Origin of the sequence: Paracoccus ferrooxidans, assembly GCF_029909815.1 — a bacterium.
GTDB classification, from domain to species: domain Bacteria; phylum Pseudomonadota; class Alphaproteobacteria; order Rhodobacterales; family Rhodobacteraceae; genus Paracoccus; species Paracoccus versutus.
This window is the reverse complement of sequence record NZ_CP038201.1, coordinates 193,746-206,774: the sequence shown is the minus strand read 5'-3', so window position 1 is coordinate 206,774 and position 13,029 is coordinate 193,746. Positions and strand designations below refer to the sequence as shown.

The 13,029-nt window shown below is 68.6% G+C and carries 11 protein-coding genes; 8 read left to right on the top strand and 3 right to left on the bottom strand.

Annotated features, from left to right (window positions below; translation table 11 throughout):
* Positions 1-595: 595 nt before the first annotated feature.
* The 8 genes from E3U26_RS14015 to E3U26_RS13980 all read left to right on the top strand — a co-directional run bounded on the left by E3U26_RS14015 (position 596) and on the right by E3U26_RS13980 (position 9,120).
* Positions 596-1,246 carry an ABC transporter permease gene (locus E3U26_RS14015; RefSeq protein WP_036750581.1) on the top strand — a complete coding sequence of 217 codons (651 nt, stop codon included), beginning with the start codon at positions 596-598 and terminating at the stop codon, positions 1,244-1,246.
* Between the two features lie 25 nt (positions 1,247-1,271).
* Positions 1,272-2,420 carry an osmoprotectant ABC transporter ATP-binding protein OsmV gene (locus E3U26_RS14010; RefSeq protein ID WP_214274969.1) on the top strand — a complete coding sequence of 383 codons (1,149 nt, stop codon included), beginning with the start codon at positions 1,272-1,274 and terminating at the stop codon, positions 2,418-2,420.
* A complete protein-coding gene (locus E3U26_RS14005; protein ID WP_072461849.1) occupies positions 2,417-3,139 on the top strand; it encodes an ABC transporter permease in 723 nt (240 codons plus the stop codon). Before E3U26_RS14010 ends, E3U26_RS14005 begins: the two co-directional genes overlap by 4 nt.
* A 38-nt stretch (positions 3,140-3,177) precedes the next feature.
* Positions 3,178-4,062 carry a glycine betaine ABC transporter substrate-binding protein gene (locus E3U26_RS14000; RefSeq protein WP_499106231.1) on the top strand — a complete coding sequence of 295 codons (885 nt, stop codon included), beginning with the start codon at positions 3,178-3,180 and terminating at the stop codon, positions 4,060-4,062.
* Between the two features lie 64 nt (positions 4,063-4,126).
* A complete protein-coding gene (locus tag E3U26_RS13995) occupies positions 4,127-5,002 on the top strand; it encodes a nitrilase-related carbon-nitrogen hydrolase (RefSeq protein WP_114537418.1) in 876 nt (291 codons plus the stop codon).
* Between the two features lie 12 nt (positions 5,003-5,014).
* The gene (locus E3U26_RS13990) at positions 5,015-6,205 is read left to right on the top strand and encodes an acyl-CoA dehydrogenase family protein (protein ID WP_499106229.1); all 1,191 of its coding nucleotides are present in this window, start codon (positions 5,015-5,017) and stop codon (positions 6,203-6,205) included.
* A gap of 16 nt (positions 6,206-6,221) precedes the next feature.
* Positions 6,222-7,784: a class I adenylate-forming enzyme family protein gene (locus tag E3U26_RS13985; RefSeq protein WP_499106228.1), complete on the top strand. Its 1,563-nt coding sequence runs from the start codon at positions 6,222-6,224 to the stop codon at positions 7,782-7,784.
* Between the two features lie 10 nt (positions 7,785-7,794).
* Positions 7,795-9,120 (top strand): MmgE/PrpD family protein, encoded by a 1,326-nt coding sequence (locus E3U26_RS13980; protein ID WP_499106227.1) that lies wholly within the window; start codon positions 7,795-7,797, stop codon positions 9,118-9,120.
* Positions 9,121-9,128: 8 nt separating this feature from the next.
* On the opposite strand, the gene E3U26_RS13975 is transcribed toward E3U26_RS13980, so the two are convergent.
* The 3 genes from E3U26_RS13975 to E3U26_RS13965 form a co-directional block, all read right to left on the bottom strand.
* Complete coding sequence (locus E3U26_RS13975; protein WP_052095713.1) at positions 9,129-10,124, bottom strand: GlxA family transcriptional regulator; 996 nt, start codon at positions 10,122-10,124, stop codon at positions 9,129-9,131.
* A 79-nt stretch (positions 10,125-10,203) separates the two neighbouring features.
* Positions 10,204-11,397 carry an NAD(P)/FAD-dependent oxidoreductase gene (locus E3U26_RS13970; RefSeq protein ID WP_499106225.1) on the bottom strand — a complete coding sequence of 398 codons (1,194 nt, stop codon included), beginning with the start codon at positions 11,395-11,397 and terminating at the stop codon, positions 10,204-10,206.
* Positions 11,384-12,967, bottom strand: a complete 1,584-nt coding sequence (locus E3U26_RS13965; RefSeq protein ID WP_499106224.1) for an FAD/NAD(P)-dependent oxidoreductase — start codon at positions 12,965-12,967, stop codon at positions 11,384-11,386. Before E3U26_RS13965 ends, E3U26_RS13970 begins: the two co-directional genes overlap by 14 nt.
* Between the last annotated feature and the right edge of the window lie 62 nt (positions 12,968-13,029).

Genomic DNA, 13,029 nt, shown 5'->3' with positions numbered 1-13,029 from the left:
ATATCCGTAGCACCCCCGGCCCATGGCCGGAAGGTTCGGCGGGTTCCGCCCAGCCCGCCGCTTCGGATGCCGATACGGGCGATGCCTGCCAGGATGTTCGCCGAGAGGTCCGATACGACCCTCAGCCAGCCAAAGGCGCAGCGCGCAGCAGATCTGCGGCATCCCGACCTGGCTCTCGACGACCGGCCCGCACTGGCGGCGAGGCCAAGAAATACGCATCGCGCGGCAGTTCATCCGCCCGAACGGCGGCCGCTTTCCGGTCAACGCCTCGCTGGCTCATCTTCGTCCCTGGATCGTCGCGATGAGCCAGAAATCCTTCCGCCTTCAACCAATTCCGTCCCATGGGCCCCGGCGGCCGGACACGGCAGGGTGGTCCTGCGGCCGGAATTGTTGCAAGATGGAGCCATGCGACAGATCTGCGATATGCGATCCGGCGGAGGGAGGATCTCCGCCCCGGCTCAATGGCGCCTGAACCGTCCTCGCGACGGATTCGTGCAAGCTGATGACGAATTGGCGCAACTTGATGCCGTTTCAACCGGGCTATTCCGGGATAGCGCCGATCAGGCCTCCATCTCTGCCCGAGGGAAAGACGGATATGGAAATAATTGGTTTCATTGCGAATAACTGGCCGGTCATCCTGCGTCTGGCGGGCGAGCACATCTCGATCGTCGCCGTGGCCGTGGGGCTGGCGATCCTGACGGGCGTGCCCATCGGCATCGCCATCACCCAGAACCGGCGCGTCGCGGACGGGGTGCTCTATGTGGCCTCGATCATCGTCACCATTCCCTCGATCGCGCTCTTCGGCCTGATGATCCCGATCCTGTCCAAGATCGGTCAGGGGATCGGCTGGCTGCCCGCGGTGATCGCGATCCTGCTCTATTCGCAGCTGCCCATCGTGCGCAACACCTATACCGCCATCACCAACGTCGATCCGGCGCTGCGCGAGGCGGCGACGGGCATGGGCATGACGCCCTTTCAGCGGCTGACCCGGCTCGAGATCCCCATCGCGATCCCGGTCATCATGGCGGGCGTGCGGACCGCCGTGGTCATGAACATCGGCGTCGCGGCGATCGCCGCCTATATCGGCGCCGGCGGCCTGGGCGTGCTGATCGCGCGCGGCATCTCGCAGACCGACCCGCGCCAGCTTGTCACCGGCGCTCTCGCCGTCTCCCTTCTCGCCATCGTGGCCGACTGGGCGCTTTTGCAATTGCAAAAGCGTCTGACCCCGGCCGGGCTGAAACGCTGACGCTTCCGAGCAAGGACTTTTGCGGATGATCCGACTCGAAGACCTGACCAAGAGATTCAAGACCCCCGGCGCCGACATCGTGGCCGCCGACCGGGTGAACATGGAAGTGCCCACCGGCGAGATCTGCATCCTGCTGGGGCCCTCGGGCTGCGGCAAGACCACGGCGCTGAAGATGATCAACCGGCTGATCCCGCCCACCAGCGGCAAGATCTATATCGACGGCCAGGACACCTCGCAGCTGGACGATATCCAGCTGCGCCGCAACATCGGCTATGTGATCCAGCAGATCGGCCTGTTCCCGAACATGACCGTCGAGGAGAACATCTGCGTCGTTCCCCGGCTGCTGAACTGGGACATCCGCAAGGCCCGGCAGCGCGCGGCCGACCTGCTCGACCTCGTCGGGCTCGACCCGCGCCAGTTCCTGCGGCGCTATCCCAAGGAGCTGTCGGGCGGCCAGCAGCAGCGCGTCGGCGTCATCCGGGCGCTGGCCGCCGATCCGCCGGTGATGCTGATGGACGAGCCCTTCGGCGCCATCGACCCGATCAACCGCGAGATCATCCAGGACGAGTTCCTGAAGATGCAGGCCGAGTTGAAGAAGACCATCATGTTCGTCAGCCACGACATCGACGAGGCGGTGAAGATGGGCGACAAGATCGCCATCTTCCGCGCCGGCCGGATCGAGCAATACGACACGCCCGACATGATCCTGGCCCATCCCGCCAATGCCTTCGTCGCCGATTTCGTGGGCGCGGACCGCACGCTCAAGCGGCTGCGGCTGGTCACGGCCGAAGAGGTGGCCTCGACCGAGGTGCCCGTGACCGCGCGGTCGACCAAGGTGTCGGACGCGCTGCACCAGCTGACCGTCGCAAAGGCGCGCCGCGCGGTCGTCATCGACAGCGACCGTCGCCCGGTGGGCTTCGTGACCGCCGAAGAGATGGCCGGCGCCTCGGGCGCGGTCCGGGACTTTGCCCATCCGCTGCCCGCCACGGTGCCGATCCGCGCGGACCTGCGTGCCGTGGTTTCGGAAATGTTCGCGCATGACACGATGTGGCTGGCCTGCACCGACGATCACGGCCGCTTCGCGGGCGTCATCACCCAGCCGGACGTGACCGCGGCCTTGCGCGCGACCTATGGCCCCGACAAGGGCGCGGGACCGGAACAGGGGGCGTCATGACACGCTGGCTGGGTCTGGGGCGCGGGGCGACGATGCTGCTGGTCTTCCTGCTGGGCATCTGGGTGGCGACCTCGGGGTTGCTGGACCAGATCACGGCATACTGGGACGACATCACCTACCTGACGCGCCAGCACGTGTTCCTGGTCGCCAGCTCCGGCGGCGCGGCGATCCTGGCGGGCGTGCCGGTGGGCATCTGGCTGTCGCGCCCCTCGATGGAGCGCTATGCCGAGACGGTGATGCAAGTCTTCAACATCGGCACCACCATCCCGACGCTTGCGGTCATCGCATTGTCGATGACGCTTCTGGGCATCGGCTTTCCCCCGGCCTTCTTCGGGCTGTTCGTGGCCTCGCTCCTGCCCATCGTGCGCAATACCTATGCCGGGCTCCTGGCCGTGCCTTCGCACCTGAAGGAGGCCGCGACGGGCATGGGCATGACGCAACGGCAGATCCTGATGCGGGTCGAGATCCCGAATGCGCTCTATGTCATCTTCTCGGGCATCCGCACGGCGCTGGCGATCAACGTGGGCACGACGCCGCTGGCCTTCCTGATCGGCGGCGGGGGCCTGGGCGAACTGATCTTCACCGGCATCGACCTCATGGACACGGGCATGCTGCTGGCGGGCGCGGTCCCGACGGCCGCGCTGGCCGTAGCCGTCGATTTCCTGATGGGACAGGCGCAGTTGCGGCTGATCCCGAAGGGCGTGAATCCGCTTCGATAAGGCGGAACAAGAACCAACAGCCAAAGGGAGCTAACACCATGAACATCACCGTCAAATCCGGCCTTGCGGCACTTGCCTTCGCGGGATTCGCGACCGGCGCGCAGGCGGCCGACATCGTCGTCGGCGGCAAGAACTTCACCGAACAGCAGATCCTGTCCGCCATCACGCAGCAGGTGCTGGAAGCGAACGGCCACAGGGTCGACAATCGCGCCGGCATGGGCTCGGCCGCGGTGCGCCAGGCGATGGAGAACGGCCAGATCGACGTCTACTGGGAATATACCGGCACTTCGCTGATCACCTACAACAAGATCGAGGAAAAGCTGGACCCCCAGCAGACCTATGACACGGTCAAGGAACTGGACGCCCAGAAGGGCATCGTCTGGCTGAACCCGTCCCAGGCGAACAACACCTATGGCCTGGCGATGCGCGCGGCGGATGCCGGCGAAAAGGGCATCGCCTCCATTTCCGATCTGGCGGCGGCGGTGAATGATGGGCAAAGCCTGACCTTCGGCTCGAACGCCGAATTCTATGCCCGCCCGGATGGGCTGAAGCCGCTGGAGGCCGCTTACGGCTTCGAGTTCGGCCGCGCCAATGTCAAGCGCATGGATACCGGGCTGGTCTATCAGGCGCTGCGGGACGGGCAGGTCGACGTGGGGCTGGTCTTTGCCACCGACGGCCGCATTCCCGCCTTCGACTTCACCGTGCTGGAGGACGACCAGGGCTATTTCCCCAGCTATGCGCTGGCGCCCGTGATCCGCACCGAGGTTCTGGAGGCGAACCCCGGCATCGGCGACCTGCTGAACGAGGTCTCGGCCAAGCTGGACGATCAGGTCATGGCCGCGCTGAATGCCAGCGTCGACGTGGACAAGGTCTCGGTCGAGAATGCGGCGGCGAAGTTCCTGCAGGATAACGGCCTTATCTGAGGTGGAACGGGCGGGGGCGGCTGCGCCCCTGCCCTCGGGGTGGTGATGCGAAAGGGCCGGGGCGATGACGACCAGCAAGACGATCACCATCGGGGCCGCGCAATTCTCCAGCGAGATCGGCGATGTCGACGCCAATCTGGACCGCCACCTGCACTGGATCGCGCGGGGGCGCGAGGCCGGGCTGGACATGCTGGTCATGCCGGAACTGTCCCTGACCGGCCATTACGGCTCCGAGAACCTGCTGGACGCCGCCATGTCGCGCAAGGATCCGCGGCTGAAGCGGCTGGCCGAGGCGGCGGGGCCGATGGCCGTGACGCTGGGCTTCATCGAGGAGGGGCCGGCCGCGCAATTCTACAACGCGGCCGCGATCCTGTGCGACGGGCGGATGATCCATCTGCACCGCAAGGTGAACCTGCCCACCTATGGCAAGCTGGAAGAAGGCAAGCATTACGCGCCCGGCCGCTTCGTCGAGACCTGCGAGCTGGACGGGCATTGGCGCGCGGGCCTGCTGATCTGCGCCGATGTCTGGAACCCGGCGCTGACCCATCTGGCCTTCCTGCATGGCGCCACCCTGCTGATCTGCCCGGTCAGTTCCGGCGAAGAGGCGGTGGGCGCCGATTTCGACAACCCCGGTGGCTGGGCGCTGACCTGCCGGTTCTATGCGATGATCTATGGCGCTCCGGTCGTCATGGTGAACCGCACCGGGACCGAGCGCGACCTGACCTTCTGGGGCGGTTCGCGCATCGTCGATCCCTTCGGGCGCGAACTGGCCGTGGCCGGTTCCGGCGAAGAGATCATCGCCGCGACGCTGGATTACGACGTGCTGCGCCGCGCGCGCCACCTGCTGCCCACCGTGCGCGACAGCAACCTGGCGCTGGTCCAGCGCGAGACGGCGCGGCTGATCGACACCCTGGGCGTCCCGGATTTCGTCCGCGAATGAGGCAAGACGACGATGCGCGATTTCTTCCTGAATGACGAGGACCGGGCCTTCCGCGCCGAGATCCGCGATTTCCTGGCCCGCGAACTGGCCCCGCGCGTGGACCGGATCGAGCGCGACCAGGATTTCGCGGCCCAGCTGGAAGTCGCGCGGGCCCTGGGCGAGGCCGGCTATCTGAAGCTGATGTTCCCCGACCTTTACGCGGGCAGCCTGTCGCGGCCCGGCCTGACCCATGCGGTGATCGTCTCGGAAGAGGCGGCCTATCTGAACTACGCCTTCGAGACGACCATCGCCACGGCCCTGTCCTGCGCCTATCCGATCCACCGCCATGCCCGGCCGGCGCTGCGCGAACGCTACCTGACGCCGATCCTGGAAGGCCGCGCCGTCGGCTCGATCTGCATGACCGAGCCGAATGTCGGTTCCGACAGCGCCGGCATGGAAACCGCGATCCGCTTTGACGCGGCCAGCCGCGAATGGGTGATCGACGGGTTCAAGCGCTATATCTCGAACGCGACCAAGGCCGATGTCTATATCGTCTGGGGCATCACCGATCCCGACGCCGCCCCGCAAAAAGGCATGAGCGCGGTGCTGGTTCCCGCCGATACCCCCGGCCTGTCCTTTCCCCGCCTTTACGACTTCATGGGCCGGCGCGGCTCGGTCGTGGGCGAGGTCGCGCTGGACGGGGTCCGCGTCCCCGAGGAAAACCTGCTGGGACAGGTGAATGCCGGCTTCCGCATCATGCTGGGCGCCTTCAACTTCGAGCGGGTGATCCTGGGCGGCTCGGGCCTGGGCGTCGCGCGCGCGGCCTTCGACCTGGCGCGGGACCACGCGCAAAGCCGCGTCAGCTTCGGCGAGCGGCTGGGCCAGAAACAGCTGATCTGGGACATGATCGCGCAGATGAGCTGGCGGATCGACGCGGCCGAACTGCTGACCCAGCGGGCGGCCAGGATGCATGACGGCGGCATCGGCGGCAAGGATCTGATGCGCGCGGCCAGCCAGGCCAAGCTGGTCGCGACCGAAACCGCCGTCTTCTGTTCCGACCGCGCGGTGCAGATCCTGGGCGGCGACGGCGTCACCCGCCAATACGGCCGGGTCGAACAGCTTTACCGCGACGCCCGCGCGCTGCCCATCGTCGGCGGCAGCTCCGAGATGTGCAAATACCTGATCGCGGCGCGCGAGATGCCGGCGATCCGTCCCAATCTGTGACAGGCAGGGGAAACCGATGCATATCGCCCGCATTCTCGAGGCTTCCGCCGACCGCTACCCGGATCACCTGGCCCTGGTCTTCGAGGACCGGCGCTGGACCTATGCCGAATGGCTGGCCCGCGTGCGCCGCTTTGCGCAGGCGCTGTCCGACCTGGGGGTGCGGCCGGGGGACCGCGTGGCCTTCTATGTCTCGACCTCGGAAAACTCGGTGACGACCTATTTCGCCTGCCAGATGCTCGGTGCGGTGGCGGTGCCGATGAACTTCCGCCTTTCGGCGGGCGAGGCCGCCCATATCCTGCAGGATTCCGGCGCCCGCGTGCTGATCTATGGCCGCAGCCTGACCGGGAACGTCGAAAGGATCGCGGCGCAGATGCATTCGGTCCATGATTTCATCGGCTGCGCCTACGACCGGGTGCATATCCCCGCCGGCCACCTGCATTTCGAAACCCTGGCCGAGCAGACCGCGGACCGCGACGAGCCGCGCATCATTCCCTCGGGGGATGTGATCTCCTCGCTGGTCTATACCTCGGGGATGACGGGTCGGCCCAAGGGGGTGATCCACACCCATGCCAACGACATCGCCATCGCGATGAACTGCGTCATGGAATATTCGCTGAACCATACCGACAATGCGCTGCATATCGCGCCGCTTTACCACGTGGGCGGGATGCAGGCCTATTTCATTCCGCACCTGCTGGTCGGCGGCACCAATGTCGTGATCGGCCGTTACGAAGCGGAAAAGACGCTGGACACCATCGCGGCCGAGCGCATCACCACGCTGTTCGCCGTGCCCACCCAGATCCAGGAGATGCTGTTTCACCCGCGTTTCCGCGATCACGATCTGTCCTCGCTGCGGCTGATCACCACCGGCGGCGCGGCCATTTCCGCCGCGACGATGGCGCGGGTGATGGCCGAGTTCTGCCCGGCGATCTTCAACGGCTACGGCATGACCGAGGCGTCGCTGACGCTGGTGCTGCATCCGCAGGACGCGCTGCGCAAGCTGGGATCCTGCGGCAAGCCGACGCTGATTTCGGAATGCCGGATCGTGACCGACGACCCGCTGCGTGAGGTGCCGCCCTCGGAAACCGTGCCGCGCGGACAGGTGGGCCAGCTGATCGTGCGCGGCCCGCAGGCGATGCAGGGCTATTGGAACAACCCCTTCGAGACACAGAAGAAGCTGAAGGCGGGCTGGATCTATACCGGCGACCTGTTCAGCCAGGACCGGGACGGGTTCTATTATTTCCACGGCCGGGCCGACGACATGATCGTCTCGGGCGGCGAGAACATCCATCCGCGCGAGGTCGAGGAGATCCTCTATCGCTGCCCCGGCGTGCAGGAGGTGGCGGTCGTCGGGCTGGCGGACGAGAAATGGGGCCAGGCGGTGACGGCCTTCGTCGTCCGCTCGGACCCGGCGCTGAGCCCGCAGGCATTGGACGCATTCTGCAAGGCCAGCGAGGATCTGGCGCCCTACAAGCGGCCCCGCCGCTACGAGTTCCTGGAAAGCCTGCCGCTGAACCCCAGCGGCAAGGTGCTCCGGCGCGAACTGGTCGCGCGCCACGCCCCGCAACCGGCTGCCTGAGGACGACATCATGACATCGCCCTTTCACGATTTCCTGCACGACATGCGCGCGGCGGACATGCCGGATGCGGTGCTGGACCTGGGCCGCCGCTGGCTTCTGGACCTGCTGGGGGTCGCGGCGGGCGGCAGCCGGACGCGGCTGTCGCGCATCATCCGCGACCATGCGGCGGCACATTTCGGCGCGGGCACCCGCGCGGCCCCGATGCTGATGGATGGCCGCATGGTCAGCCCGGCGGGTGCGGCGCTGGCGGGCGGCATGACCATCGACGCGCTGGACGGCCATGACGGCCACAAGCTGACCAAGGGCCATGTCGGCTGCGGCAGCCTGCCCGCCCTGCTGGCGCTGATGCAGGCCGAGGGGCGGGCGGACGACCGCGAGCTTCTGGCCGGTCTGGTCATCGGGTATGAGATCGGGACGCGCGCGGGCATCGCGCTGCACCGCACCGCCTGCGACTATCACACCTCCGGTGCCTGGATCGCGGTTGCGGCGGCGTCGCTGGGCGCGCGGGTGCTGCGGCTGGACGGCGCCAGGACACGCGAGGCCATCGGCATCGCCGAATATCACGGCCCGCGCAGCCAGATGATGCGCTGCATCGACCATCCGACCATGGTCAAGGACGGCTCGGGCTGGGGCGCGATGGCCGGGGTCTCGGCCGCCTATCTGGCGGCGGATGGTTTCACCGGCGCCCCGGCGATCACGGTCGAGGGCGCGGATGTCGCCGACCTGTGGGCCGATCTGGGCACGACCTGGCGCATCGCCGAGCAGTATTTCAAGCCCTGGCCGGTCTGCCGCTGGGCGCAGCCCTCGGTCCAGGCGGTGCTGGACCTGCGGGCGCGGCATGGCGTGGCCGCCGATCAGGTCGAGCGGATCGAGATCGCCACCTTCCACCAGTCCCGCCGCCTTGCCACCCGCGATCCGGCCAGCACCGAAGAGGCGCAGTATTCCACCGCCTATCCCGCCGCCGTGGCGCTGGTGCGGGGCCGCGTCGATCCCGCGGACGTGGCCGAGGACGGCCTGGCCGACCCGCTGATCCGCGCCCTTGCCACCGGCATGACCGTCACCGAGCGCGAGGATTTCAATGCCGCCTTCCCGGCCCGCCGCTTTGCCGATGTGCGGCTGGTGATGAAAAGCGGCCAGGTGCTGGAATCCGGCCCGACCGAGGCGGCGGGCGACCCCGAGGCGCCGGCAACGACGGATGCGGTGCGCGCCAAGTTCCGCGCCTATGCCGCGCCGGTTCTGGGCGAGATCCGCGCCGCCGAACTGGAAAGGACCGTGGACCGGCTGGGCGACGGCGGCGGCACGGGGGCGCTGTTCGACCTGCTGGGCGCGACCTGAGCGGCGGCTCAGGCGATGCGGCGCGACCGGGCCCGCGCGGCGCGTGCCTGTTCGCGCATCTCGCTGGGGCGTATCCCATAGAATTCCTTGACCCATTTCGAGAAATGCGAGGTCGAGGCGAAGCCCGTGGCGACCGCGATGTCGATGATCGGCTGTTCGGTGTAAAGCAGCATCTCGCGCGCACGCTCGACCCGCAGCGACAGGTAGCAGCGCGCCGGCGTCATGCCCAGGAAGCTGCGGAAGTTGCGCTCCATCTGCCGCTCGCTGACCCCCGTCAGCGCGGCCAGCCTTTCGATCTGCAACGGCGTCTCGATATTGGCCTGCATCAGCCGGATGGCCATCTGCATCGTCCCCGGCAGGGTGCCGATCTGTTCGGCCCGGCCACCCTGCTGGTTCTCGCCCGCATCGCGCATGCGGGCATGGTGGAACTGGTTGGCGACCCCGTTGGCCAGGTCGCGCCCGTGCAGGTCGGCGATGATATGCAGCATCAGGTCCATCGAGGCCGTCCCGCCCGAACAGGTCAACCGGTTGCGGTCGATCTCGTAAAGCGTGCCGGTGATCGGCAGGTGGGGAAAGTCCTCTTCGAAGGCGGCGCGGTTTTCCCAGTGGATGGTGCAGCGATAGCCGTCCAGCAGCCCGGCCTTGGCCAGCAGGTAACTGGCCGTGGACAGGGCGCCGATGGCCCGGCCGCGATGCGCCGCCCGCCGCAGGGCGGCAAGATAGGGGCGTTCGTCCTGGGGATCGACCCGCGCGCCGCCGCAGATGAACAGGGCGTGGTTGCGCTCGATCGCCTGGTCGACGGGGATGGCCGGAAACGGGATGCCCGAGGAAGGCATGACCGGCTGGCCGTCGATGCTGCACAGATCCCAGCGAAAGGCGTCGCGCCCCAGCAGGCGGTTCGCGGCGCGCAAGGGTTCCGTCGCCGAGGCAAGGCTCAGCATCGAGAGCCCCTCAATCATCAGGAAGGCGAAGCACAGGGGCTCGCCCGCGTCATGGTAGAACATCGGCGGATCCGGGTTGCGATGCGCCATGTTCGGCCAAGCCGCCCCGCTCTTCAAGTCGCCCTGCTTCAAGCGGTCCGCATCAGGCCGAGGCCATCGCGGCGGGCAGCCAGCCCTGAAGCGCGTCCCAGTCCGGCTCCAGCCTGTCGAAGCGGGCCAGCCGCAGGCTGGAGAGATCGGCGAAATCGCAATGTCCCCGCATCACCAGCTGCATCAGCGCGCGGCCCGAGGCCGGCGACAGGCCGAAGCCCACGCCGGACAGCGTGGCGACGGTCAGGTTCTGCCACGGTGCCGGACGGTCGATGACCGGGCGGCCGTCGGGGGTGTTCTCGATGATGCCAGCCCAGCTGCGGATGACGCGGGCATGGGCGGCCTTGGGCAAAAGCTCGGCCACGCGCCGGGCGATGCTGCCCGCCAGCGGGGTCGAGGGGCGCGGCCCGCCCGGTTGCTCCTCGGTCTCGACCCATTCATGCGGGCCGCCGCCATAGGCCAGGTTGCCGCGCAGGGTCTGGCGGCCATAGAGCCCGTTGCCGTCGATCCCGCCCAGCGGCATCAGGGGCAGGGGCTCGGTCACGATCATCTCGGCGCGGGCGGCGCGCATGGGGATCGCCACCTCCAGCATCGCGGCCAGCCGGCCGGTCTGCGGGCCCGCCGCGATGACCAGGTGGTCGCAGCCGAAGACGCCCCTGTCGGTCTCGACCGCCGTCACCCGGTCGCCCCGGCACCGGAAGCCGGTGACGGTGACGTGCTGGCGCAGCCGCCCGCCGCGGTCGCGCAGCGCCCAGGCATAGGCCTGCACGGTGCGGTGCGGGTTCGCATGGCCGCCGAAGTGATAGTAATGCCCGGCATGGACATTGTCCCCGGCCAGCGGCACCAGCTCGCGCACCGTCTGCGCATCCAGGTCGTCGGCGCGGAAGCCCTGCTTGCGGGCATTGGCCACGGCGCGGCCGTAAAGCGCGAACTGCTCGGGCGACAGCGCGATGCGGATGCGGTTCGGCCGGAACTCGGTCGGATAGCCCAGCAATTCGTCCATCATCGGCCACAGCCGCTGTTCCTCGGCGAAAAGCGGGCTGTGGTGGTGCGAGCAGCCGCCGCCATTGCGCCCCGAGGCCTCCCAGCCGGTGATGCCGCGTTCCAGCACCAGCACGTCGACCCCCGCCTCGGCCAGCCAGAAGGCGGTGGAAAGGCCGGTGACGCCGCCGCCGATCACGATGACCGGGGCGCCGCGATTGTCGTCGCCGGCGTCGATGCCGGGGATGGGGTTATTCGCTGACATGTTCCTTCTCCGTCGCAAGCGCGGCGACCGTGTAATGTTCCTCGACATCCCAGAAGGGAACCCATTGGCGCGGCATGCCGAACCAGGAATCCCAGGCGGCAGCGATGGCGGGATCCTCGGGCATGGCGGCGGCGGCCAGGCTGATCGGCCGGACCGGGCTGCGATAGCCGGCCAGCGGCACCACCCCCAGCGACAGGTCGTCCTGCAAGGCCAGCAGCGCCTGGATCTGCTCGCGGCAGCGGCGGCCCTGGCAGGGGCCCATGCCGGCGCGGGTCAGCCGCTTGATCTGGTCGGGATCGGGCGGCCCCTCGCCCAGGATCTGGGTCAGGCTGCGCGTCAGGTTCGGCAGATGCGGCGCGTTCAGATAGCGCGGCGGGCTGACCTCCAGGATCTCGCGCGCCGTGACCTCTTCGCATTGGCAGACCGGCATCTCGGCCACGGCCTCGACCACCGAGGCGCGGACCCAGGCCTTGCGGTATTCGCCCAGATCGGCGGCGGGGCCGGGCTGCGGCGCGCTCTCGGCCGGAGCATCCGCCAGCCCCAGCGCCGCCAGCGCGGCCCCGGCGGCCAGCCGCCCCTCGGCCTCGGCCAGCGCGGGATCGACGGTTTTCGCGGGCCAGATGCCCGCGCAGTCGCCAGCGGCGCGGATGCCGGGCAGGCTGGTTTCGCCGCCCGCGCCCAGCAGCGGCACGAAGCCGCCGCGATCATTGTCGAAGGCGCAGCGCGCGCCCGCGGCATGCAGCAGGTCGATCATCGGCACCGCGCCCACGCCCAGCAGCACGGAATCGCAAGGGATGGTGCGGTTGCGCAGCACCAGCCCGGTGACGCCATCCGCGTCCGAGGTGACGCCGCGCGGCGCTTCGCCGGTGACGATCTCGACCCCGGCGGCGCGGAGGCGCGCGACCAGATCCTGGGGCGCGGCGGGGGCGGCGGCCTGTTCGATCACGGCGGCGATGGTCACGCCCGCGTCGATCAGGTCCAGCGCCGCCAGCAGCGCCTCGGGGGTCGAGCCCAGCATGACCGCCCGGCGGCTGTCCAGCGCATCGTAAAGCCGCGCCAGAATCAGCGCGGCGCCGGCGCCCAGCACGCCGGGCAAATCCCAGCCGGGGAAGGCCAGCCCCATGTCGCGCCGCCCACTCGCCACGATGGCCTGGTCGAAGCCGACCAGATGGCTGCCCCGGCCCTCGTCCACCAGCCCGGCGACCAGGCCGGGCATCCAGCCCAGGTTGGGCTGGTTGGCGAACAGCCCCCAGCAAGCGGTGCCCAGGCGGATGTCGATGCCGGCCTCGAACAGTTCGACCAGATCGGGCCGCGCCTCCAGCATCCGTTCGGTCATGGCGTTGCGGTTGCGGACCGCGCCGCCCATCCGGCCGCCCCAGATCTGCGGGACGCTTTCGCCCATGGTCTCGAAGGGCACGGGATGTTCGTCCACCAGCATCACCTGCGCGCCGCCCCGATGCGCGTGGCGGGCGGCGGCGATCCCGGCGGGGCCGGCACCGACGATCAGGATCTGGGTCCGTTCCGCGATCTCAAGGCGCTTGCCGGCGACGGATCGGGGGTCTGTGGTCATCTTGCGTCCTCTGGTGGCTGGTCGGCGGGCATCGCGGCAGGGTCATCCTTGGGGCAAGGCCA

Excerpts from the sequence above, each read along its gene's own strand:
- E3U26_RS14015 (WP_036750581.1), top strand. The coding sequence starts at position 596 with ATGGAAATAATTGGTTTCATTGCGAATAACTGGCCGGTCATCCTGCGT.
- E3U26_RS14010 (WP_214274969.1), top strand. The coding sequence starts at position 1,272 with ATGATCCGACTCGAAGACCTGACCAAGAGATTCAAGACCCCCGGCGCC.
- E3U26_RS14005 (WP_072461849.1), top strand. The coding sequence starts at position 2,417 with ATGACACGCTGGCTGGGTCTGGGGCGCGGGGCGACGATGCTGCTGGTC.
- E3U26_RS14000 (WP_499106231.1), top strand. The coding sequence starts at position 3,178 with ATGAACATCACCGTCAAATCCGGCCTTGCGGCACTTGCCTTCGCGGGA.
- E3U26_RS13995 (WP_114537418.1), top strand. The coding sequence starts at position 4,127 with ATGACGACCAGCAAGACGATCACCATCGGGGCCGCGCAATTCTCCAGC.
- E3U26_RS13990 (WP_499106229.1), top strand. The coding sequence starts at position 5,015 with ATGCGCGATTTCTTCCTGAATGACGAGGACCGGGCCTTCCGCGCCGAG.
- E3U26_RS13985 (WP_499106228.1), top strand. The coding sequence starts at position 6,222 with ATGCATATCGCCCGCATTCTCGAGGCTTCCGCCGACCGCTACCCGGAT.
- E3U26_RS13980 (WP_499106227.1), top strand. The coding sequence starts at position 7,795 with ATGACATCGCCCTTTCACGATTTCCTGCACGACATGCGCGCGGCGGAC.
- E3U26_RS13975 (WP_052095713.1), bottom strand. The coding sequence starts at position 10,124 with ATGTTCTACCATGACGCGGGCGAGCCCCTGTGCTTCGCCTTCCTGATG.
- E3U26_RS13970 (WP_499106225.1), bottom strand. The coding sequence starts at position 11,397 with ATGTCAGCGAATAACCCCATCCCCGGCATCGACGCCGGCGACGACAAT.
- E3U26_RS13965 (WP_499106224.1), bottom strand. The coding sequence starts at position 12,967 with ATGACCACAGACCCCCGATCCGTCGCCGGCAAGCGCCTTGAGATCGCG.